Raw genomic sequence first — 22,478 nt, forward strand, 5'->3', positions numbered from 1 at the left:
TTCAGCCTCAGCGGTTTAACGAACTGCTGAATTCGGGGCTCCCGGGCAGAAACTGCACGCAGTTTCTCACGCGCCACACCAGCTCTGCGTAGCTATCCGCCAGAACGTTTACGTGACCGAGCTTTCGCCCCGGCCGTTCACCTTTGCTGTACAGGTGAACATGAGCGTAAGGAAGCTCCAGCAGGCGATCAACTTCACCATGTTCACCGATAATGTTAATCATGCAGCTCAGGCCACGGGGTTCAACGCTGCCCAGAGGATGCCCGCTTACTGCCCGAATGTGGTTCTCAAACTGGCTGGTCATCGCGCCCTCGATTGTCCAGTGCCCCGAGTTATGAACCCGCGGCGCCATCTCGTTTGCTACCAGTCCGGATGGCGTGTCGAATAGCTCAAGAGTCAGCACACCAACATAATCCAACTCGTTCAGGAGAGCTTTGATATAGCGCTCTGCATCTTCCTGAACGTGCTTTTCCAGTTTCGGCGCCGGAGCGATTGCGTAGCGCAGAATGCCTTCGTGGTGTACGTTTTCGGAGATGGGATAAAAGGCCAGCTGACCATCCTCAGCGCGCACCGCAATGATGGAAACCTCGCGACTGAACTCAACAAACTTTTCTACCATCAGCCGTGGATGACCGATGGATGCCCAGGCTGCTTCCGCATCTTCCGGGCTTTTGAGTACGGACTGGCCTTTGCCGTCGTAACCCTCAGTATTGGATTTGGCGACAACCGGGCAGCCCAGGCTTTCGGCTGCAGCTTTCAGGGATTCAGCGCTGTCGGCAATCTTCCACTGTGGCGTGGGGATGCCGAGCTCACCAAACAGGGTTTTTTCGGCTTCGCGGTTCTGGCAAACCTGCAGCGCGCGGGGGCAGGGGTGAACCGGTTTTTCTTTAGCCAGTTTTTCTGCAACGTCGACAGGCAAGTGTTCAAATTCGTAGGTGACCCGATCGACCCGGGAAAGAAAGTCGTCCAGGTACTTGCCTTCGCGATCAATAATGACTTCACCCAAGCCGGCACTGGGGCTGCCTGACATGTCATAGAAAACAAAGGTTTTGGCCAGCGGATATCCGGCGAGGGCGAGCATTCTTCCCAGTTGGCCGGCGCCTAATACACCAATTCTCATTTGTGTTCTCCTGCCGCTGATGGGCATTTTACTTTGGGTGGTTAGCACGGCTGGCGCGAGGCTTTCCAAAACACGCTGTGAATACGTCCGTGTACGCTTGGCTCCGCCATCCATGGCTCCGCACAGTTTTGGAAAGCCTCGCCCCAGCCGCGCAATTAGGACCGGTCAGTGGATTCACTGCTCCTTTGGATCAGGGTTGTCCAGAATTGTTTGTGTCTGATCAGCCCGGAATTTATCTACAGCGTTGCGCACACTCTCGTCAAAGGTGCCAATAATTTGTGCGGCCAGTAAACCGGCGTTGGTCGCACCGGCATTACCTATGGCCAGGGTGCCTACGGCAATTCCGCCGGGCATTTGAACAATAGAGAGTAACGAATCAAGGCCGCTGAGCGCTTTGGATTGAACGGGTACGCCCAGTACCGGCAAGGACGTCTGCGAAGCGACCATGCCCGGTAGGTGGGCCGCGCCGCCGGCGCCTGCGATGATGACTTTCAGGCCGCGGTCGGACGCTGTTTTTGCGTAGTCGAAAAGCAGGTCCGGGGTGCGGTGAGCCGAGACGACTTTGGTTTCATAGGCGACGCCGAGTTTATCGAGCATATTGGCGGCGTGTTCCATGGTGGGCCAGTCGGATTTCGAGCCCATGATAAGTCCTACAAGCGGCTGCATACGCAACAGTCCTGTGATAATTGGAAAGCCGGACATTGTATGTTTTGGCTATCTACCATGCAAGGAAGGCGGCTTCGTCATTTCAACCCTTCGGCAACTGCATGTATTATCAGTGTCAGCTAATCAAACCGCCCATATCCAGGAGCTGTAATGGAACCCATCCGTCCAGATGACGATGAACTGAGAGCTGAGCGGCCTTTTGGTGCCGCGGAGAAAAAGGCGCCAGCCCAGAAGAAACCGAAATCGTCAGCCGAGGCTGCAGGTGGGAAACCAAAGCCACCGAAGCCACCAAAGAGCAGTGGTAATAGTAGCGGCGGCAGCGGTCGGTCGGGGCTGGCGGTTTTGTGGTTGCTGGTCATTGCGGTAGCTGTCGCTTCAGTGGCTGGATGGTATTCCCAGAATCAGCGGATTCAGACGCTTGAAGGGCAGCTGGAGGAGGCCGATTACTGGGCGCGTCAGAGCAAGCTGGCATTGGCGAGATTTGAAGGTGATTTGTCGCAAACAGGAGAGAGCCTGCAGGAACGTGGTGCGTCTCTGGCAGAGCAGATTGGCTCCCAGAAGAAGCAGCTTGATGAGGCGGACAGCGAGATTCGCAAGCTGTGGGCGATCGCAAACGAGCGCAACAAGAAGCGGCTGGATGAACACCAGGAGCGTATTGCCGCGGCAGAGGCCGGGCTCGTTGAAAGCAGGAAAGCGGCGGCAGATGTTGGCTCTACGGTTGAAAAAGTCCGGACATCTTTGACTGCCGATGTGGCCGCGCTGACGAAGCAAACCGAGACGTCGATTGCAGCCCTTGAGAGTTCAAACCGGCAGGCAACGGAGCAGCTGACGTTGCTGAGCAAGCAATTGGCTGATGTTGATCAGGTGGTTGAACGACGGGTTCGTCGTTTCGAGCAGGAACAGAAGCTTGGAATCAGTGGTATCGAGGGGCGGCTTTCTGCTCTGGAGAAGAAACTGGCACAGGCGTCTGATAATGATCGCGATCAGGCGCTCAGGAATGAGCTGGCGGCCCTGAAGAAGAACGTTCAGGCGATCGACTCTTCCCGTGCCCAGATTACATCCCGTCTGGTGCGGTTATCGGATGAAGTGAATCAGCTTCGTAATCAGGTATCCGGTCAGTAGCTGGCCTGCCTTTAGCGCTGGCGGCGCCCGAAGGTGTTGGGCGCCGGTTTTTGTAACGGTTTGTTATTCATCCCTTGCGGTAGCTCTCATTTATACCGCTTGGCAGTTGCTATGATCAGGCAACTCACCAAAGGATGAAGAGTTAACAAAAATGAAACCCCCAGTGTCTTTTTTTGAGCCCTCCATTCACCCCTCAGTTTCTTTTCGTGCTCTGTTAGTTGCATTACTGCTTCTGTCTGCGTCTGGTTGCACGTTTTATCATTCCATTGGCAAAAGCGTCGGGTCTTTCCTGCACCCGGTTTCCGGTCATGACTTCGTACATATCGACAACGATGACTGGGACCGCAGGCACGCGGTTCTGTATTTTTATCGCACCCATTCGCAATGGGCCGACGATGAGATTGAGGCGCCCAGCGTTTATATTGACGACACGCACTATTTCAATATCCGCAATAACAGCTTTACCTGGCTGGTGGTTAGTCCCGGAGAGCGCCATGTTGCCATGCGCAGGCCGTTGCTCGGCCTGGAAGGATTGAATTCGTTCAGTCTTAGCCTGATTGCAGACGCCACCTTCACGGTTGAGCCTGGCCGTATTTATTATCTGCGGTATAACGAATTGTCTGAGCCGACACAGATGCATCCGGAGCTCGATCCGGAGCACCCCCTCACTCAGGGCGACCTGCAATTGGTAACGCGGGAGTACGCCATGCAGGGGCAGGAGATCGTCTCGACCCGATTTCTGAACAGCGATTTGCTGGCACCCAACCATGCCGCGGTTTCTATTGTGGAAGCCAATGAAGATGTTGACTACGAGCGGCGAATAGCCCTTCTGGAAGAAGAGCGCGAGCTGGAGCTGGAAAGGCTCGAGAGTGAGGGGCTGTACGAGCTGGCTCCGTGGTACTGGCCGTTCGGGGGCGGTCCTTCAGCGCCACTGGAGGCGGACCGGAAAATTGAACAGCTGGAACAGGAATATGCTCTGCTGGAGCTGGAGCGCGAGCGTCGTGAAGCGGCAGAATCGGACGGTTGGTGGTTTTTCTAGGGTTTCCGGAAAAAGATTTGACACCGCCGGACAAATGCTTAAAATGCGCCTCTCACTTGGTCGAGCAATGAAGTCTGTTCGCAGGCAGCATAAGCAACATCAGGTGAGTGCCTTTGAAAGGTACCAGAGTGGGTGGTTAGCTCAGCTGGGAGAGCATCGCCCTTACAAGGCGAGGGTCACTGGTTCGATCCCAGTACCACCCACCATTTTCTTTCAAGGCAGGCATCAGGCTCTTGAGTTTGGTGTACGGTTCAGGCTTAATGCCGGATCGATGCGGAGCGGTAGTTCAGTTGGTTAGAATACCGGCCTGTCACGCCGGGGGTCGCGGGTTCGAGTCCCGTCCGCTCCGCCATTTTATTCCTGGGTGGTTAGCTCAGCTGGGAGAGCATCGCCCTTACAAGGCGAGGGTCACTGGTTCGATCCCAGTACCACCCACCAGATTCTGAAAAAGGGCAAGTCCATTGGACTCGCCCTTTTCTATTACCTGCCGATCAGTGACTGACCACACACCCGCACAACGTTCCCGTTGACGCCACCGGAAGCCGGGCTGCAATACCAGGCAATGGTTTCTGCAACGTCTACAGGCTGGCCTCCCTGGGACAGGCTGTTCATGCGTCGCCCGGCTTCGCGCAATGTCAGGGGCATGGCTGCCGTCATCTGGGTTTCAATAAAGCCCGGGGCTACGGCGTTTATCGTAATGCCGTTCTTTGTCTGCCTGGCCATAGCTTCCACATAGCCTATTACACCGGATTTTGCCGCAGAGTAATTTGTCTGCCCGAAGTTTCCGGCGATACCGCTGATGGAAGAGATACAGACAATACGGCCACCTTCGCGAAGCAGCTCACGGCTCATGAGCTCATCGTTGATGTGTTCTTCTGCGATGAGGTTCACAGCGATGGTCATATCCCAGAAATGCTCTGGCATGTTGCCCAGGGTTTTATCACGTGTAATGCCCGCATTGTGTATAACCAGGTCCACGCCACCGAAGTGCTTTTCAACAAAGTCTGCGATTTTTACGGGCGCGTCCTGGGCGGTGATGTCGCAGGAGAAGGCTTTGCCTTTAATGGCTCGCATCACCTTCTCCAGGTCTGCCATGGCGGGCTCAATGTCCAGGCCGACTACCGTTGCTCCATCCCGGGCCAGAGTCTCCGCAATTGAAGCGCCAATGCCTCGTGAGGCACCTGTGACCAATGCAACCTTGCCGGTGAGAGGCGCAACCGGATTGATTGTTGGCGCGCTGGCGGTCTTTCCAATACGCACAACCTGGCCTGAAACATAGGCAGAGCGTGCAGAAAGGAAGAAGCGAAGGCTTGATTCGAGCTGTTTTTCGGCGTTTGGTGCAATCCAGAGAAGGTTAGCGGTTGCGCCTTTTTTGCCAATTTCCTTGCCGATACTGCGAGTAAAACCTTCCAGCGCCTGTTGCGCTGCAGCCTGGGGAGCTTTTCTGCAGGTTGCCGGATCCTGGCCTACGATCACAACGCGGGCGTTAGCGCCGAGTTTTTTGATAGTGGGATGGAAAAAGTCGTACAGAGCGCGCAGATCTCCGGGGCCCTTCAGGCCGGTGGCATCAAATACCAGTGCGGAAAATTTTGTTTCGATATCGGAGGCCAGCTCAATCGCCTGCGCTTTATTGCCGGCTTTCGAAGAGTCTTCCAGCGTTGCTTTGCCGCTGGCATGATAAAGAGTCGCGGCACTGGCGCTGAGAACACCACCAATCATCGCAATGGCTTTGCCGCCACTGCCTGCACCAACGAGCACGTTGCCTTCAATAAACGGCTGGTCCGCCCGTTTGAGTCGTTTCAGCGGCACCGGTGAGGGCAGGCCGAGGGTCTGTGCGGCGGTTTTACCAACCGGGGTGTTAACAAGTTTAAAATAGATGTCAGACATGGCTTCGTCCTTGCGTTGCTATGATGTGTGGAGCATGTTGGTTAACAGAATAAAGAATCCGCCAGCTATGTGATTGACTCAATGCCTTTGAGGGTTTGTCAGGCATGCCAATGAGATGATAACTGTTGGCGCTAGACTGCTTTCATACCCTTGCACCTTGAACCTTGGAACTTTTAAAGAAAGGATATCATCATGGCACAGGCTCAGAAGACCAACCAGAAGAAACCCGCGGCGCCGAAAGCGGTTCATAAGCGTGCCGATGGCGTTCGCCGTGTGGCCGTTATTGGTGGCAACCGGGTTCCTTTTGCCCGCTCCAACACGGTCTACAGCAAAGTAAGTAATCAGGAATTGCTGACTTCCGCGTTGCGCGGGCTTGTTGATCGCTTCGGCCTTCAGGGCCAGCGCCTTGGTGAAGTGGTGGCCGGTGCGGTGATCAAACACTCCAGAGACTTTAACCTGACCCGGGAGGCTGCACTGAGTTGCGGGCTGGCGCCGGAAACGCCGGCGTACGATATTCAACAGGCGTGCGGCACCGGTCTTGAGGCAGCGATTCTGGTAGCCAACAAGATTGCCCTGGGGCAGATTGAGTGCGGCATTGCGGGTGGTACGGATACCACGTCGGATGCGCCGATAGGGGTTAGTGAAGGGTTGCGGGACATTCTGCTTGATCTGAACAGGGCAAAGACGATCGGTGACCGATTGAAGATTCTCAGCCGTTTACGCCCCGGCCACCTCAAGCCAGATGTGCCGCAGAACGGAGAGCCCCGTACCGGTATGTCCATGGGTGAGCACGCTCAGGTAACTGCACATGAATGGTCTGTTCCGAGGGATGAGCAGGATCTGCTTGCATGGGAAAGTCACAAGAAACTGGCCAAAGCCTATGAAGAAGGCTTTTTTGACGATCTGATCACGCCACTTGCAGGGCTTGAGAAAGACAATATTTTGCGCCCGGACACTACGCTGGAAAAGCTGGCAACCCTGAAGCCGGTTTTCGATCGCGAGAATGGCACCATGACGGCGGCCAACAGCACTGCATTGACTGATGGCGCTTCTTGCGTGCTCCTGGCCAGTGAAGAGTGGGCAAAAGCCAATAACCTTGAAGTAAAGGCCTGGCTGACCTTCTCGGAGGTAGCTGCAGTTGATTTTGTTGATAAAAAAGAAGGCTTGCTGATGGCCCCGGCCTACGCGGTGCCGCGCCTTTTGGAAAAAGCCGGTCTTACGCTGCAGGATTTCGATTTTTATGAAATCCACGAAGCGTTTGCAGCTCAGGTTCTTTCAACGCTCAAAGCCTGGGAAGACCCAGCTTTCTGCAAAGACAAGCTTGGGCTGAACAAACCGCTTGGAAGCATTGATCGCAACAAGCTGAATGTGAAAGGCAGCAGCCTTGCCACCGGCCACCCGTTCGCTGCGACCGGCGGGCGCATTGTGGCCACACTGGCCAAGCTTCTGGAGGAGAAGGGAAGCGGGCGCGGCCTGATTTCCATCTGCGCGGCTGGTGGCCAGGGCATAACGGCTATCCTCGAGCGATAAGTTGCTGGAAAGTCGGAATAGTCTTTGACAGATCGAATTGGGCTCCGTAATATGCGCACCTCGGTGATCGAGAGGTTACCAACCAGTTTGATGCGGGGTGGAGCAGTCTGGTAGCTCGTCGGGCTCATAACCCGAAGGTCGTAGGTTCGAATCCTGCCCCCGCTACCATATAAAAGAAAGGCAGATCAGTTACTTACTGGTCTGCCTTTTTTCGTTTTGGATGATAATTCCAATCGCCTTTCGACAGACTCCCGGATTTGACATAAGCTTGCTGAAGACACAGATTCGAAAAAACACCGTTACGGAATAGTCATAAACAGAGGAATTCGATGTCTTATTTCACAATAGCCGGGGTGCAGATGCACGCCCTGCATCATGGCGACAATACTGACGCCATGCGCCAGCGCATCGACATTCTGATGAACCGCTTTCCCCAGGTTCAGATGGTGATGTTCAGCGAACTGGTGGCAAAAGGTGCCGGTATTCAACACGCCCAACCCTTCCCCAACTCGATGGAAAGCATGTTCTGCGAACTGGCTTTACGGCATGGTATCTGGCTTATTCCGGGATCCATGTTCGAGCGTGACGGAGACCGGATCTACAACACGCTTTCGGTTATAAATCCGCATGGTGAGGTGGTGTGTCGTTATCGCAAGATGTTCCCTTTCCGGCCCTACGAGCAGGGCGTTGAATGTGGCAGCGAGTTTGCGGTATTTGACGTACCAGACGTAGGCCGTTTCGGAGTCTCGATCTGCTACGACATGTGGTTCCCCGAGACAACCAGAACGCTCGTGGCTATGGGTGCTGAAGTTATTCTGCACCCCACAATGACCGATACTGTCGATCGAGATCTCGAGCTTTCTATTGCGCGCACCAACGCGGCCATCAATCAGTGCTATTTCTTCGACTTTAATGGCACTGGTGCCATCGGTAACGGCCGTTCGATCGTAGTGGGCCCGTCGGGCGATGTGATTCACCAGTGCGCCGCCGGCGAGGAAATCGTGCCGGTGGAGGTGGATTTCAATCGCGTTCGTCGTGAGCGTGAGCGTGGCCTGCATGGCCTGGGCCAGCCCCTGAAAAGTTTCCGGGATCGCAGCGTGAATTTTTCACTCTATAGTAGTGAAAACGGATCCAGCCCATTTCTTGATGCACTGGGGCCCTTAGCCAAGCCAGCTCGTAACGAGGTCTGATAACAGTCATAGCGGCAGCAGCCATAATCCAAAACATCAAGGCGTAACCCTGGTGTTGCAGTAGCGGAGAATCCAATGACCCGATATCTGTTAAACCGATTACGCAAAATGGTGGCACACTGGCTAATGCCGAGCGAGGACCAGGGCCCTGAGCAGGAAATTCCTGTGCAGGGCCCTGAAAATGTGCAGGAACGCCCCTCTTCTGGAGAGAAAGAAATGAACAAGATTAAAAACATTTCTGATATCCGTCGTTATTTCCACAACAACAAAGACCCTGTGTACTTTATCTCGGCGACCAACTTCAACCTGCTGGGCATCGGTGATTGGGTCGGTAACTTCCGGCACATTACTTACATCGATTGCTTTGAAGGCAGACAGAAGAATATCTTCGTACCCAAAATGAAGTTCCCCAGGGATTTCGAAAGCATCGAGGACATTAACAACTACCTCCTCGAGCATAAGGAAGTTATCGATTACTTGCAGTCTCGGGGCGGTAAGGGCACTGCAACCTTCCTTATGTTCAACGAACACACAGAAGAGATCTGTAAACAGCTTGGCCTGCGGGTTGCCTTCCCGCCGGCGGAATTGCGCTCGCGTATGGACAACAAGATCGAGACGGTACGGATCGGCAACAAAGTTGGCGTGCCGAGTGTTCCGAACGTTCTCGCCAAGGTGAACAGTTACGCCCATTTGCAGGAAGTCAGCGCGGAACTCGGTACCGACCTGGTCATCCAGTCGGCTTTCGGCGACTCGGGCCACACCACCTTCTTCGTTTCCAATGAAGATGAGTATTACAAGTACGCTGAAGAAATCGAAGCCGAACCCGAAGTGAAGATCATGAAGCGGATCAATTGCAGGGGCTCTGCGATTGAGGCCTGCAGCACCCGCTGCGGCACCGTTGTGGGGCCACTGATGACCGAATTGGTCGGCTTCAAAGCGTTAACACCCTATAAAGGCGGCTGGTGTGGCAACGAGATGTTTGCCGGCGCTTTCACCCAGGAGGTTCGTGACAAGGCTCGCGAGTATACCTTCAAATTTGGCGAGGCCCTGAGGGACGAGGGTTATCGCGGTTATTTCGAGCTCGACTTCCTGATCGACATGGATACGGATGAAGTTTACCTGGGTGAGCTTAATCCGCGGGTCACCGGCGCCAGTTCACTGACCAACGTTGCGGCGTTCGCGCACTCGGATGTTCCGTTGTTTTTGTTCCACCTGCTGGAATTCTCTGACCAGGATTTCGATATCAATATCGAAGACATCAACGAGCGCTGGTCGAACCCGGACAGCATAGATAGTTGGAGTCAGCTGGTTATAAAGCACACCGATGAGACGGTGGATCTGCTGACCCGGGCACCTCAGTCAGGGGTGTGGCGCATGTCAGACGACGGCAGCATTGCCTACGATCACTACAACTATCATCCGCACGCGGCTGAGAGCGAGCAGGAAGCCTTCTTCATGCGCATAAGCGGGGTGGGTGATTTCCGCTATGAGGGTGCTGACCTCGGAATACTGATTACCCGTGGACGCCTGATGGACGACGACTTCCAGCTTACCTCCCGGGCAAAAGCCTGGATCGATGGTATCCGTGGCCAGTTTGCCGGCCAGGCCCTGCAGGATCCGGCTGTCGAGGCGGCAGCGGTCGATCATGCCATCGGTGGCAGTAACTTCAAAATACTGTGAACACCGACGCGATGAGGGGTGGTAAAACCCCCATCCGCCCCCTTGGGCCGGATGGCCCTGATGTCATGCAGAAGCAGCTCATTTTCGAGACAGTGCATGAACCGGAGGCAGGGCCAAAGTGGCGGCGTCTTTTTGATCTTCACTGGTCGGCTTATGAACGCTGGTATCTGTCTGAGACGGAGCGCGAGCGGCCCAGTTATCTGGCCTGTTACAACGCGTTGACCCGACACATGCCAGAATTGATACCAACGTATCGGCGGCTGTGCGAGCTTTCCGGCGGTGGGGACCTGTCTTCAAGGCTGCTCAGTCTTTACCGGCCACCGGCCTATATAACCGGATGTTCCCAGGCTGCTTTTTCCGACGCCGGCGATAACGTGCTGGTGCGAAACTACGATTATCCGCCGGAACTCTGTGAAGGTACGATCCTGTCGACCTGCTGGAACGGTCGCCGGGTGATTGCCATGTCGGACTGCCTGGTGGGTGTGCTGGATGGTATGAACGAAAGCGGGCTGTCTGTTTCGTTGGCCTTTGGCGGGCGAACGGCGGTGGGTGACGGTTTTGGTGCACCGATTATTCTGCGCTACATACTCGAGTTCTGCGACACGACGCCGGAAGCCGCGGAGGTACTGGCGCGTGTGCCTACCCATATGGCCTATAACATCACCGTGACCGACGCGCGTAAGCGCTATATTACTGCAATGATCGGCCCTGATCGTCCGGCATCGATCAAGCGCATACCGGTGGCGACAAACCATCAGAAGAGGATCGAGTGGTACGCCCATGCTCTGGCATCGGAAACGCTGATCCGCGAGCGTCAGCTGTCGATTCTGGTAGATGATCCAGCCACAACGAAAGAGCGGCTGATTTCTGCATTTGCAGCACCACCCCTGTTTCGAACCGATTATCGGCGCGGCCTGGGCACTATCTACACTGCGGTATATCACCCCAACGAAGGAGTCGCCCAGTACCATTGGCCGGGCAAATCAATTGACCTGTCTTTTGACGATTTTGAAGAGACATTCGTGGATATCCGCTACAACGTTCGTGCCAGCGTTCCGGGATAGCCGTCTGAGAACTTATGGACTGAAGGTAAAACCATGAGCGAAATAACAAGAGAGACAGAAACCGCTTACACGGCCTTGGGTTTTTATCACAAGATCAGCCAGTTGCGAGCCGATACCTGGAACGCGTTGAAGCGTGATCTCGGGCGTATTGTCAGGCTTAACGATGCGGCGGAAGAGCGGCAGCTGGCCAAGTCGATTGACATCAAGCTTACTCGTCTGGAGATCATCGAAGACTACCACGCGTTCCCCTCAAAGGAAGATTTCGGGCACTTGTGGGCCCTCTTTGGTCGGGAGGATTTTGTTCAACTGGAGAAGGTGGTCAAGCGCCTGGTGCGGACATTGATCAGTGAGTCCTACCGCCGCCGCCACGTCGACCTCAGTGAAAGCGATTCAGACTCCGAAGGCCTCGAGGCACTGGATGCCCTGGCACAGTTGCGGCGCGGCCACCCAGCCTCTAATAGCTCGGCGCAGCCCTATTTCGAAGTCCTCATTGTTGATGCAATGTCGCTGCAGGAGGAGGATGTAGTCCGTGAGGCCTTTCATAATCTGCGCCGCCCGGAAGACAAGTTCATCTATGACACAGTTACTGTCCGAAGCTTCGAAGATGCGCTGATTGCGATCCTGGTGAATCCCAATATCCAGGCCTGCATGATCCGCTACGAATTTCCCTATAAGTCGAAGTACAACCTCAGCGCACTTCGTAATTATCTCGAGGGCATTTCAGAAAAGGAACTGGAAAGTAAGACCGAGGCCGAGCGCAGCCTCCTGTTAGGTTCAATGATTGGCGAGATTCGCCCGGAGATTGATCAGTTTCTTGTAACCAGCGGTGATGTCGAAGTGACTGCCAGTGCCGATATCCGGCATTTCAAGCGTATTTTTTATCGCGAAACGGACTACATCGAGCAACATCACACGATTTTGCGGGCGATCGATGACCGTTACCGCACGCCGTTCTTTGATGCGCTGCGTGAATACAGCCGAAAGCCTACTGGCGTATTCCATGCCATGCCGATCTCCCGCGGCAAGTCGGTTACCCGGTCCCACTGGGCCGGTCAGATGATCGATTTTTACGGTATTAACATTTTCCTGGCCGAAACGTCCGCTACGTCCGGGGGCCTTGATTCGCTTTTGCAGCCCTATGGCCCTATCAAGAAAGCCCAGGAATATGCCGCCCGGGCTTTTGGGTCCCGCCAGAGTTTCTTTGTGACAAACGGCACATCAACCGCAAACAAGATCGTTGTTCAGGCGCTGGTGAAGCCACGGGATATCGTGCTTATTGACCGTGATTGCCATAAATCCCATCACTACGGCATGGTGTTGGCCGGCGCGCACGTTGCGTATCTGGATTCTTATCCGCTTAACGACTACTCCATGTACGGTGCCGTGCCCTTGCGGGAAATGAAGAAAACACTTCTCAACCTCAAGCGCAACGGGCAGCTCAGCAAGGTCAAGATGTTACTTTTGACCAACTGTACTTTCGATGGCGTGGTCTACAACGTGCGCCGGGTGATGGAGGAGTGTCTGGCCATCAAGCCGGATCTGGTCTTCCTTTGGGATGAGGCCTGGTTTGCCTTTGCCACTTTCAATCCGACATACCGTCCACGCACAGCCATGCATGCTGCCCGCACGTTGCGGGACCGCTATCGCAGCGAAGAATATCAGGCAGAGTACGATGCCTGGAAAACAGAATTCGACAAGCTTGACCCGGACGATGACGCCACGTGGCTGGACAATCACCTGATGCCGGATCCCGAAACAGTACGTGTCCGGGCATATGCGACCCACTCAACCCACAAAACCCTGACATCACTGCGACAGGGGTCGATGATCCATATCTATGATCAGGATTATCGCCAGAAGGTGGAGTCCTCGTTTCACGAAGCCTATATGACTCATACCTCCACTTCGCCCAATTACCAGATTGTTGCGTCTCTGGATGTGGGGCGAATGCAGGCGGAAATGGAAGGTTTTGAGCTGGTCCACGCCCAGATTGAGGCTGCACTGACCCTGCGTGAACAGCTCTACACCACCCCATTGCTGAAGAAATATTTCCAGGTTTTGGTAAACAAGGACATGATTCCTCTGGAATACCGCCAGTCCGGTGTCGACACCTTTTATGATCCCGTCAGTGGCTGGAACAAGATGGAAGAGGCCTGGGCCCATGACGAATTTGTGGTCGATCCCAGCAGAATTACCATGGCCATCGGAAAATCCGGCATTGATGGCGACACTTTCAAGAACGAATATCTGATGAACCAGTTCGGGATTCAGATCAATAAAACGTCCCGTAATACCGTGCTGTTCATGACCAACATCGGAACGACGCGCGGCTCTATAGCCTACTTGCTGGATGTGCTGATCAAACTCGCCAAGGGCTTTGACCGACGTTGGGAGGAGAGCAGCCGCCCGGAACGGAAGATTATTGAACACAAGGTAAAATCCCTGACCGAGGAGTTACCGCCTCTGCCGGATTTCAGCAGCTTCCACAATGCTTTCCGGCCTACCCCGGGTAGCCCGGAGGGTGATATTCGCCGGGCCTACTTCCTCAGTTATGACGAAGAAAATACCGAGTACCTACGTTTCGATAATAATGAGCTTCAGAAGCAGATGGCCGCGGGGCGGGATGTCGTTTCAGCCAGTTTTGTGATTCCCTATCCACCTGGCTTCCCGGTGCTGGTGCCGGGGCAGGTTATCAGTGAAGAAATTTTGCACTTTTTGCAGGCGCTGGACGTCAAGGAAATTCATGGCTACCGGCCGGAGTTGGGGCTCATTGTTTATACAATCGAGGCCTTGGAGCGCACAACTGACTGCGCCGACTGACTAGTGCATCTATTTGTCCGATTACCTCCAGCCGGCCATGTGGCCGGCTGGAGGTGCGGTAATCCGTGAGTTGATTGCCCGCCTGTTCAGCTGCCAAACCCCTTTGGAATCTGAAACTTCGCCAAGCCTGCATCTTCAAGCAATCTGGCAAAGCCTATCGTAGTCAAGTCCATTCCCGGCGCTCCAATTACCTGCACGTTAAAAGGCAGTCCTTCCCTGGTGCGTCCGATGGGTACCGAGGTGGCCGGTAAGCCGAGCAGGGTTGCGAAGGCAATCCAGCAGAACTGGTCCATGTAGGCGCGAGGTTGCCCAGCTACAGTGATGCGACGTTTGAACACCGGTTGCGAATGATCGTGCCGGATAGCGGCTGTGGGGGTGATCGGCGTGAGCAGCACATCTATACCCTTGAACAGGGTTTCGATTTCTGCGCGCATTTTTTCCCGCATCTCGCTCATGGCCATCCATTCGTAGGTAGGCTGGTTTGCACCGCGGCCGTATTCGCCAATGAACGGCGTCATGGGGCCGAAAAAGGTCAGCCATTTTTCCAGCCGGGCGATCCACTTCAACTGGCGGCGTTGAGCTGGCGTAAGGGAGGTGCTCAGCAGACTGCCCAGCAGATTGAAGTACACAGGCAGTATGTGCTTCAGGTTCAAAAGAGGGTGGCTGGCATCGGATATAAGAGCACCCCGGTCAGCGAGCTGATTTCCCAGTTCCCGATAACCGTCGGTCAGTTCTTTTTCCACCGGGCACAGCGCGTCTTCCAGCCACAGCCCGACTCGCGCCTGTTTGAGGCTCTCGAGCTTCGAGGGTGTCATTTCCAGTTGCCAGCAACGGCTGTCAACAGGTTTTGGCCCGGCAATAACGTTCATCAGAAGTTCCAGATCCGTCGCGTTCCGGGCCAGAGGGCCGCCTTCCGCCAGATCCGGTTGAGATTGTGTGCCTGGCGGCCCGGGAATGTGGCCACGAAAAGACACCAGTGTCCGGGACGGTTTGTGCCCGAAAACCCCGCAGAAGTGGGCCGGGATTCGAATAGAGCCCGCCAGATCGCTGCCTACTTCCAGAGGTGTCATGCCTGCCGCGAGGGCCGCAGCAGCGCCTCCGGATGAGCCACCCGGTGTGTGATCAGAGTTGTGAGGGTTGTTGGTTACACCAAACAGTTTGTTATAGCTCTGCAGGTCGGTGGCATAAACCGGCACGTTGGTTTTGCCCAGAATAATAGCCCCCGCGTCTTCCAGACGTTGTACTACATCAGCATGGTGTTCGGGCCTGTGTTCTCGTAATGCGGTGGCGCCAGCGGTACAGGTCATCCCCGCGACTTCCCAGGTGTCTTTCAGAGTGAGAGGCAAGCCGTGAAGAGGACCGGTTTCGGCGCCGGAAGCGCGCTTTGTATCGGCCTCCTGTGCCTGCTCAAGGGCGCGAGTTTCATCAAGGGTAACAATGGCATTTACCGCCGGGTTATGTTCGCGGATTCTTGCGAGCAGGGCGGTTACCAGGGCTTTGCTGGTCAGTGTGCCGGCTTCGAGTTGTGCAAGTAGCTTGTGGGCTGGCTGGTAGTGCAGTTCATCCATTTGATGTCTCTTTGGTTTTGTTTTTGTAATTTCTGGCCAGAGGTGCCCTCGGGTAGTTGGCCTATGGAAGCTGCTCCCGCCAACGCTTTACCTTGACCTGGCCCTTGATGGCATCAATAACTTCGATGATCAGGGCAATCAGTGCCTCGTTGCGGGCTTCTTCGGTATTCGGTTCCCCCGGGCCGCGAATGAACGCGTTTACGATGTCTTCGATAAACGCATGGTTCGAAGAAGATGCCAGATCTTCCAGAATCTGCTGTATAACGTTTGCGACAATATCGCCCACGGCATCCTCAAGGGTTTCCTTGATAGTTGTTCCCACAACCGGCAAGTATTTCAGGCGCGAAAGTTCCACGTTCTGTTTCAGCGCATGATCAACTCTGTCCTCGAGATAGGTTCTAAGTGCACCGCGGTTGGGGACATAACCTTCCTTTGCGGCCTGAGCCACGCGTTGGGAGATCCATCCAGACAGCATCTCTCGCCGCGGATACAGGATATCGTTCTGGACTTTCTCGAAAAGGGGCGAACCCAGTTTTATTTCGTGCTGAACGCCGCTCAATACCTTGGTTACGATGCGATCGGAAAGCTCTTCCATAAAGGCTTCGTAGTAGAAATTTACAAAGCGGAAAATTCCGGTGCTGGTAACATCGATTATCTTGTATTGATGCAGGCGGTAGATAATGGAAATAACCCGCAGAATCCGCAAGAACCTCAGGCTTCCTACGGGTATACAACCAACCACATCATACCAGTGGATAAAGGGATAGAAGTACCAGCGGTCGTATACTTTGGCCCTGACTGCATAGCCCCAACGCACGAAAAATTCGCTCAGGAAGACCGCGACGAACATTGCGTCGTAGAGGATGAAATTTTCGTGTATCGGGTGGTAGGCGGCCTGGAATGCCGGAAGGTGTTCTTTTAACGCGTTCTGGATGGCAATGAAGTTATAGACTGAGTCCCAGATAATGAACGCGAGGTTGATGATGAGCAGTCCCAGCATCAGGAAGTCGATAATGAACCAGGTAAGTTGATGGCTGGACTTCAGGTTCTCGCGGTTAATTTTCAGCATTCGCTGGTATCCGTCCTCTATGGTGTAATAGCTTTTACAGATCTTTTGACAGGTTAGCGTATTTGAACCCGGCGGACGACTTGTCCGGGTGCGGATTAACTTGACCGTCTGGCATTAAACTCTCACGCTTGAGCGATAATCACTTTCATCATCTCTATCACGACCAATACTGAAACAGCCGGATGCTATCACCTGATCATAATTTGAAAACGGTCCGAATCCGGCTTCTGGGTTTGCTGCTTTTCCTTTTGTCGTCTCTGGGCCAGGCTCAGCAAGTTGAAGTTAGCGTTAAGGGTGACTATCCGGGGCTCGAAAAAAATGCCGAAGCGTTCATTGGTGAGGTGGAGGGCCGAAGTGCCGATAATCTGCGCCGCTATGCGTCGACGGCAGTGAAACAGGCCAGTAAAGCCTTGCGCGCCCTGGGCTATTACAGCCCGACGGTGAACTGGAAAGTAGAAGAGGGCGATTCAGAAGAGCTTGCCCGGTTGATTCTGGATATTACGCCCGGGGAACCGGTGCGCATCAACTCCCGAGTGGTTGAGATCAGAGGTGCGGGCGCTTCTGACGAACGCTTCACTGATAACTTGCCTGTGCATCCTGCCGAAGGCGATATTCTTGACCATGGCGAATACACCAACCTCCGTAACACGCTTCAGACGCGGGCCCGGCGCCGCGGGTACTTTGATGGCCGCTTTGTTACCCGCACCCTGGAGGTTGATCCGGAAGCCGGGGTCGCCGACATTGCGATTGTGTTCGAAAGCGGTGAGCGCTATCGACTTGGTGACGTTACGTATGGCGAAGGGCACTGGTTTGAAATTGAGCTTCTTGACGATTTTGTTACGTTCGAGCCGGGCATTGCCTATCACGCGGATGAAATCGCAAAGCTCAACAGTGACCTTCTCGGCAGCGGTTATTTCTCGGGTGTTGATATCGATGCGACACCCGGGAGCGCTGAGGATGGTGTGATTCCAGTGCGAATCGATCTGACCCGAAGGGACCCCCGATCCCTGGCCACCGGCCTCGGATTTTCCACAGATGTAGGGCCTCGTTTTCGGGGCACCTGGCGGGAGCACTGGATCAACCCGATGGGGCATCGGCGCGGCGCTGAAACGGAGCTGTCCGAACCAAGACAGAACCTGAGTACCTGGTATGAACTGCCGCTGGACCCTCCGATGACGGACCTGATCCGGCTTACCGCAGGTTATCAGCGCGAAGACATCGAGAACGTTGAGTCGGAGCTGCTGACATTCGGGCAGCAATGGCAACACCAGCTCGATCATGGTTGGCTGCAGGTTTTATCCATTCGCTGGGAGGGCGAACGCTTTAATATTGGCGATGATGAAAAAGGGACAAGTTCGCTGTTGTTACCGGGAGTCGGTTACTCCAAGCTGCATGTCGACTCGCCGCTTGATCCGACCAGAGGTTATCGGTTGCAGGCTGATGTGAGCGGCTCCCACAGGGCAGTTCTTTCCAGCGTGGATATCTTGCATGTGAACGCCATTGCCAAGGGCCTTTTCACTCTGGCCGGTAAGCACCGCTTTCTCTCCCGTTTCCAGTTCGGGGGTGTTGCGACTAACAGTTTTGAGGATGTGCCACCGTCGCTGCGTTTCTTTGCTGGTGGCGACCAGAGTGTGCGCGGTTACGCCTATGAGAGTTTGTCGCCGGAGAATGAAAACGGCGTAAAAGTTGGTGGCCGTTACATTCTGGTTGGTAGTGCCGAATATCAGTATCAGTTTGCAGACAAATGGCGTACAGCGCTGTTTGTTGACCATGGTAACGCCATCAATGACCTGCTTGACCCCCTTGCGACCGGCGCCGGTGTCGGCATCCGCTGGCTTAGCCCCCTTGGCCCCCTGCGGCTGGATATTGCAAAGGGTCTGAACCCCGAGCTTGGTGGTGGGTGGCGAATCCACTTCTCGATGGGGCCGGAATTGTGACCGAAGCTCTTAAAGACCATGAGAACCCGGATAGCGTTCAGAAGCCTCAGCGCAAGCCTCGAGGTCGTATCCGGTTCTGGCTGCTGTTGCTGCTTGGGTTGTTGGTGCTTTTGCCGGTTTTACTGGTTTCGGCAATCCTGCTGGCGTTGCGTTCTGAGGCGGGCACCGCCTGGGTTATCGATCAGATACCCGGGCTTGAAGCGGTTAATGACCATGGTTCCTTGTTTGGAATCTGGCAGGCAGATCGCCTCCAGTGGCAGGGATACGGTGTTGATGTGGCGGTTGATTCCCCTTTCATAGACTGGTCGCCTTCCTGCCTTTTTGATCTGCAGCTCTGTCTAGAAACTCTTCAGATAGAACAGTTGGACGTTCGCCTGCAGCCGTCCGAAACAGAGCAGGGCAAGGGCGGGGATATCAGCCTGCCCGGGCTCGAGTTGCCGCTGGGGCTGAGAGTCAACAATGTAAGCGTGGGCACTTTTACCTTTAATGGCAGCAAGGTGTGGGACAGGTTTGAGCTTGCGGCCGGAGGTTCGGGAGCCGACTGGAAACTTGAGCGGGTCTACTACCAGCTTGATGACTACACCCTGATGGCGTCTGGCCGCGTGGAGACGCGGCGGGACTGGCCGGTCAGTCTTGAGGTGAGCGCAACTCTGCCACCGCCCTTTGGCGATACCTGGACAATTGATCTGGCGCTTTCTGGCAGCGTTCGGGATCTTGCGATTGCGGGTAAGAGTCGCGGTTACCTCGATGCAACACTGGAGGGTAAAGTCCAGCCGCTGGCGTCGAGCCTGCCGGCGCGCCTGCGGGTTGCCTCAAAAATGTTCCGGCCAGCCGAAGCCTTGCCGGAAACCCTGGTTCTGAACAACTGGTTTGTTGAGGCCGAAGGCAGCCTGCAGGGCGGATTCAAGACGCAAGGGCGGGCCACTCTTCCGGGTACAGAAGGACCGATTGATCTGACACTTTCCGGCCTGGTGACAACCGCAGAGGCACGGGACATCCGGTTACAACTTTCCACGCAGGATAAGGCAGATAAATCGCCTCAAACGCTGATGCTCACGGGCAACACTCGGTGGCAGAATGGCCTCAGTGCGCAGGCGGATATTCAGCTAAGGAAGTTCCCCTGGTATTCGCTGCTACCCGGCCTGGATGAGCCGCTTGTTGCCCTTCACAAACTGGACGGAAGTGCTTCCTGGCGTGATGGCCGCTACGAGGCGAACCTGACGGCCGAAGTAGATGGCCCTCAGGGCCTTGCGGACGTGGCAACAGCTATCGAAGGCAATACCAGCCAGGCGCGGTTGACGGAGCTCTCTGCAGTGACTGGTGCAGGCTCTCTCACGGGTGAGGGCGCAGTTGATTTTTCCGGCCCCCTGAGCTGGCGGGCGGCTCTGCAGCTGCAAGATTTTAATCCCGGCTACTGGGTGCCGGTTCTTGAAGCCAGCCTCAGTGGTCAGGTCACCACAGAAGGGCAGCTTACTGATAGACCGGTACCCACAATGGAAGCCAGCTGGGATCTGGAGGGTCAATGGCGCTCCAGCCCCACTGTTGCGGCGGGCCGGCTCGATACCTCAACCGGTGACTGGGTCGTGTCGCAACTGAAGCTGGTTATTGGCGACAATCGCCTCGAAGGCAGCGGTCAATGGGGCCAGCAATTGCAAGCTGACCTGGACCTGAAATTGCCAGATCCGGGGAAAATTCTGCCGGGCCTTGGCGGCGAAGTCGAGCTTCAGCTCGAGCTTGCCGGTACGTCTGATGATCCCCTTGGGGTATTAACCGCGAGTGCAACCGAACTGCGCTGGCAGGACCTTCTGGTGGTTGATGCGTTGAGTCTCGATGCCCGGCTGGAATCCGGGTTCCGTCTCAACACCGAATTGCAGAGTAAGGGGGTTACGGTTTCCGGACAAAATATCGAGTCGCTGGCGGTCAAGGTCCAGGGCACCCAGGGCAATCACGAAGTGGCCATTGATGCCAGGCAAGAAGAGGCAGGATTGCAACTGGACTTTAAGGGTTCTGCGGGTGAAAACTGGACGACTTGGCAAGGCGAGCTCGCACGGGGCGTGATTGAGGTGCCCGGGCAGGAGCAGAGCTGGGTGCTGGAGTCCCCTGCAGGGCTGGAATACGGAGATGACGGCGAACTCAGCTTTGCAGCCCACTGCTGGCGCTGGCAGCAAAGTTCTGTTTGCGCAGACGACCAGACCCTGTTACCGGTACCCGAAATTGCCTATCGAATTACCAATTTTCCTGCCGCAGCTTTGGCTCCTGTTCTGCCAGAGACGCTGCGGTGGTATTCCAGCATCAATGGCGAAATTGATTTTACGTTAACCGATAACGGCCCCGATGGCCGTATAGCGCTGGATGCCGGTGAAGGCAGGTTTGAGCTGCTTCTGGATGGCGAGTGGGAAAGCCTGAGTTACGAGACCCTCACAACGGAGCTGGATCTCAAACCGGATGAGGCGGATCTCGCGGTGCGATTGTCTGGCCCTGAGCTTGGCAAGCTCTCTGTGGATATGAGCCTGGACCCGATGGCTGAGGGCCGCCCGGTTGAAGGATCGTTCAAGCTGAGTGGTCTCGATATCGCTCTCGCCGGTCTGTTTACCGGCCTAGAAGAAGTAGCTGGAGAAATTAACGGTGAAGGCACCATTTCCGGCCCGCTGATGAAGCCGGCAGTGCGTGGAGAAGTGGCATTAACCAATGGCCGTGTGGTGGATCCGCGCTTGCCTCTTCCCATGGAGGAGGTGGTTATCAGTGTTGAGCTTGAGGGTTATTCTGCGGATATTCGGGGCCGGGTAAGCAGCAACGCTCGAAGCGAGGCCATTATCCGGGGCGAGATTGACTGGCAGGATACACCAGGTGGTGAGATACGCATTACCGGCAAAAGGTTGCCTTTCAGCCTCGAACCATACGCCCATCTGGAAGTGGCGCCGGATCTGACCCTTGCATTCCGTGATGGTGCGCTGCGAGTGGAAGGTCGTATTGAAGTGCCTCGGGGTGACATTGTAATAGAGGGGCTGCCGGCGCAGGCTGTTTCTGTATCCGAAGATGAAGTCATTGTCGGAGTGGAGCGGGAACAACCACTTATCCGGTCAATGAATATGGATGTTACGGTCGTTGTGGGTGAAGACCGGGTGAGCTTTGTCGCATTTGGCGTGACCGGCGATCTGGAGGGCACACTTCGGATCGGTAACGATATGGACACCCGGGGTACCCTGCAACTGGTTGACGGGCAATACGAAGCCTATGGCCAGGAGCTTGAAATACGACGGGCGCGGTTGCTGTTCGTCGGTAGCCTGGTTCAGCCTTATCTGGATATTGAGGCCGTAAGGCAAGTGGACACTGTTCTGGCCGGGATTCGCCTGAGTGGTCCGGTTCAGTCACCTACCACTGAAGTATTCTCCAGCCCGGATATGCCGCAGGCCGATGCTTTGTCTTATGTGATTCTTGGGCGGCCACCGGGAGGGCAGACTGATGACGGTCAGATGGGGCGGGCAGCCATCTCGCTGGGGCTGACCCAGGTGAACAAGGTAACCGGCCAGATTGGAGAAGATTTCGGTATTCGCGAGTTAACGCTGGAGGCCGAGGGCAGCGGCGACCAGACATCGGTTGTAGCGAGTGGCTACCTGACTGACGACCTGAGCATTCGTTACGGGGTGGGCATTTTTCAACCCATCAGCACTGTGGCGCTACGTTATGACTTGGGCAAGTACTTTTACCTTGAAGCTGCCAGCGGGTTGGCATCATCTCTGGATATCTTCTATACCCGGGACTTCTGAGTTCAGTGCAGCACGAGCG

The 22,478-nt window shown here is 55.2% G+C and carries 14 protein-coding genes and 4 tRNA genes; 13 read left to right on the forward strand and 5 right to left on the reverse strand.

Features of this window, described 5'->3' with window-relative positions; all coding sequences use genetic code 11:
• Positions 1-7: 7 nt before the first annotated feature.
• Positions 8-1,120: a 5-(carboxyamino)imidazole ribonucleotide synthase gene (locus ACN0RL_RS03530; protein ID WP_417513756.1), complete on the reverse strand. Its 1,113-nt coding sequence runs from the start codon at positions 1,118-1,120 to the stop codon at positions 8-10.
• A 174-nt stretch (positions 1,121-1,294) separates the two neighbouring features.
• Positions 1,295-1,786 carry a 5-(carboxyamino)imidazole ribonucleotide mutase gene (purE, locus tag ACN0RL_RS03535; RefSeq protein ID WP_417513758.1) on the reverse strand — a complete coding sequence of 164 codons (492 nt, stop codon included), beginning with the start codon at positions 1,784-1,786 and terminating at the stop codon, positions 1,295-1,297.
• Positions 1,787-1,936: 150 nt separating this feature from the next.
• Between purE and ACN0RL_RS03540 the strand changes: the two genes are divergently transcribed.
• The 5 genes from ACN0RL_RS03540 to ACN0RL_RS03560 all read left to right on the forward strand — a co-directional run bounded on the left by ACN0RL_RS03540 (position 1,937) and on the right by ACN0RL_RS03560 (position 4,385).
• A complete protein-coding gene (locus ACN0RL_RS03540) occupies positions 1,937-2,908 on the forward strand; it encodes a hypothetical protein (protein ID WP_417513760.1) in 972 nt (323 codons plus the stop codon).
• 151 nt (positions 2,909-3,059) lie between these two features.
• A complete protein-coding gene (locus ACN0RL_RS03545) occupies positions 3,060-3,947 on the forward strand; it encodes a DUF2846 domain-containing protein (RefSeq protein WP_417513762.1) in 888 nt (295 codons plus the stop codon).
• A gap of 130 nt (positions 3,948-4,077) precedes the next feature.
• Positions 4,078-4,153: transfer RNA gene (locus ACN0RL_RS03550), tRNA-Val, on the forward strand.
• Between the two features lie 69 nt (positions 4,154-4,222).
• Positions 4,223-4,299, forward strand: a tRNA-Asp gene (locus ACN0RL_RS03555).
• A 10-nt stretch (positions 4,300-4,309) separates the two neighbouring features.
• Positions 4,310-4,385 (forward strand) — tRNA-Val (locus ACN0RL_RS03560).
• A 42-nt stretch (positions 4,386-4,427) separates the two neighbouring features.
• Here ACN0RL_RS03560 and ACN0RL_RS03565 read toward each other — a convergent pair.
• Positions 4,428-5,834: a 3-oxoacyl-ACP reductase gene (locus tag ACN0RL_RS03565; RefSeq protein WP_417513764.1), complete on the reverse strand. Its 1,407-nt coding sequence runs from the start codon at positions 5,832-5,834 to the stop codon at positions 4,428-4,430.
• 192 nt (positions 5,835-6,026) lie between these two features.
• Between ACN0RL_RS03565 and ACN0RL_RS03570 the strand changes: the two genes are divergently transcribed.
• The 6 genes from ACN0RL_RS03570 to ACN0RL_RS03595 all read left to right on the forward strand — a co-directional run bounded on the left by ACN0RL_RS03570 (position 6,027) and on the right by ACN0RL_RS03595 (position 14,118).
• Positions 6,027-7,364 carry an acetyl-CoA C-acetyltransferase gene (locus tag ACN0RL_RS03570; RefSeq protein WP_417513766.1) on the forward strand — a complete coding sequence of 446 codons (1,338 nt, stop codon included), beginning with the start codon at positions 6,027-6,029 and terminating at the stop codon, positions 7,362-7,364.
• Between the two features lie 91 nt (positions 7,365-7,455).
• Positions 7,456-7,532 (forward strand) — tRNA-Met (locus ACN0RL_RS03575).
• A 161-nt stretch (positions 7,533-7,693) separates the two neighbouring features.
• Positions 7,694-8,554: a carbon-nitrogen hydrolase family protein gene (locus ACN0RL_RS03580; protein WP_417513768.1), complete on the forward strand. Its 861-nt coding sequence runs from the start codon at positions 7,694-7,696 to the stop codon at positions 8,552-8,554.
• 75 nt (positions 8,555-8,629) lie between these two features.
• On the forward strand, positions 8,630-10,234 hold the full coding sequence (locus ACN0RL_RS03585) for a biotin carboxylase (RefSeq protein WP_417513770.1): 1,605 nt from the start codon (positions 8,630-8,632) through the stop codon (positions 10,232-10,234).
• Positions 10,235-10,299: 65 nt separating this feature from the next.
• Complete coding sequence (locus ACN0RL_RS03590) at positions 10,300-11,298, forward strand: C45 family autoproteolytic acyltransferase/hydolase (protein WP_417513772.1); 999 nt, start codon at positions 10,300-10,302, stop codon at positions 11,296-11,298.
• Positions 11,299-11,331: 33 nt separating this feature from the next.
• Positions 11,332-14,118 carry an aminotransferase class I/II-fold pyridoxal phosphate-dependent enzyme gene (locus ACN0RL_RS03595; RefSeq protein WP_417513774.1) on the forward strand — a complete coding sequence of 929 codons (2,787 nt, stop codon included), beginning with the start codon at positions 11,332-11,334 and terminating at the stop codon, positions 14,116-14,118.
• Positions 14,119-14,204: 86 nt separating this feature from the next.
• Here ACN0RL_RS03595 and ACN0RL_RS03600 read toward each other — a convergent pair whose 3' ends face one another.
• Positions 14,205-15,686, reverse strand: coding sequence for an amidase family protein (locus tag ACN0RL_RS03600; RefSeq protein WP_417513776.1), 1,482 nt, complete (start codon positions 15,684-15,686; stop codon positions 14,205-14,207).
• 61 nt (positions 15,687-15,747) lie between these two features.
• Positions 15,748-16,755 (reverse strand): hypothetical protein, encoded by a 1,008-nt coding sequence (locus ACN0RL_RS03605; RefSeq protein ID WP_417513778.1) that lies wholly within the window; start codon positions 16,753-16,755, stop codon positions 15,748-15,750.
• Positions 16,756-16,937: 182 nt separating this feature from the next.
• Here ACN0RL_RS03605 and ACN0RL_RS03610 point away from each other — a divergent pair, with 182 nt between their 5' ends.
• On the forward strand, positions 16,938-18,692 hold the full coding sequence (locus ACN0RL_RS03610; RefSeq protein WP_417513780.1) for an autotransporter assembly complex protein TamA: 1,755 nt from the start codon (positions 16,938-16,940) through the stop codon (positions 18,690-18,692).
• Positions 18,689-22,459, forward strand: coding sequence for a translocation/assembly module TamB domain-containing protein (locus tag ACN0RL_RS03615; RefSeq protein WP_417513782.1), 3,771 nt, complete (start codon positions 18,689-18,691; stop codon positions 22,457-22,459). Before ACN0RL_RS03610 ends, ACN0RL_RS03615 begins: the two co-directional genes overlap by 4 nt.
• Positions 22,460-22,478: the final 19 nt, after the last annotated feature.

It is taken from the genome of Marinobacter sp. (genome assembly GCF_048259445.1).
Classification (GTDB): domain Bacteria; phylum Pseudomonadota; class Gammaproteobacteria; order Pseudomonadales; family Oleiphilaceae; genus Marinobacter.

Coding starts and splice junctions, on each gene's coding strand:
- ACN0RL_RS03530 (WP_417513756.1), bottom strand. CDS start 1,120: ATGAGAATTGGTGTATTAGGCGCCGGCCAACTGGGAAGAATGCTCGCC.
- purE (WP_417513758.1), bottom strand. CDS start 1,786: ATGCAGCCGCTTGTAGGACTTATCATGGGCTCGAAATCCGACTGGCCC.
- ACN0RL_RS03540 (WP_417513760.1), top strand. CDS start 1,937: ATGGAACCCATCCGTCCAGATGACGATGAACTGAGAGCTGAGCGGCCT.
- ACN0RL_RS03545 (WP_417513762.1), top strand. CDS start 3,060: ATGAAACCCCCAGTGTCTTTTTTTGAGCCCTCCATTCACCCCTCAGTT.
- ACN0RL_RS03565 (WP_417513764.1), bottom strand. CDS start 5,834: ATGTCTGACATCTATTTTAAACTTGTTAACACCCCGGTTGGTAAAACC.
- ACN0RL_RS03570 (WP_417513766.1), top strand. CDS start 6,027: ATGGCACAGGCTCAGAAGACCAACCAGAAGAAACCCGCGGCGCCGAAA.
- ACN0RL_RS03580 (WP_417513768.1), top strand. CDS start 7,694: ATGTCTTATTTCACAATAGCCGGGGTGCAGATGCACGCCCTGCATCAT.
- ACN0RL_RS03585 (WP_417513770.1), top strand. CDS start 8,630: ATGACCCGATATCTGTTAAACCGATTACGCAAAATGGTGGCACACTGG.
- ACN0RL_RS03590 (WP_417513772.1), top strand. CDS start 10,300: ATGCAGAAGCAGCTCATTTTCGAGACAGTGCATGAACCGGAGGCAGGG.
- ACN0RL_RS03595 (WP_417513774.1), top strand. CDS start 11,332: ATGAGCGAAATAACAAGAGAGACAGAAACCGCTTACACGGCCTTGGGT.
- ACN0RL_RS03600 (WP_417513776.1), bottom strand. CDS start 15,686: ATGGATGAACTGCACTACCAGCCAGCCCACAAGCTACTTGCACAACTC.
- ACN0RL_RS03605 (WP_417513778.1), bottom strand. CDS start 16,755: ATGCTGAAAATTAACCGCGAGAACCTGAAGTCCAGCCATCAACTTACC.
- ACN0RL_RS03610 (WP_417513780.1), top strand. CDS start 16,938: ATGCTATCACCTGATCATAATTTGAAAACGGTCCGAATCCGGCTTCTG.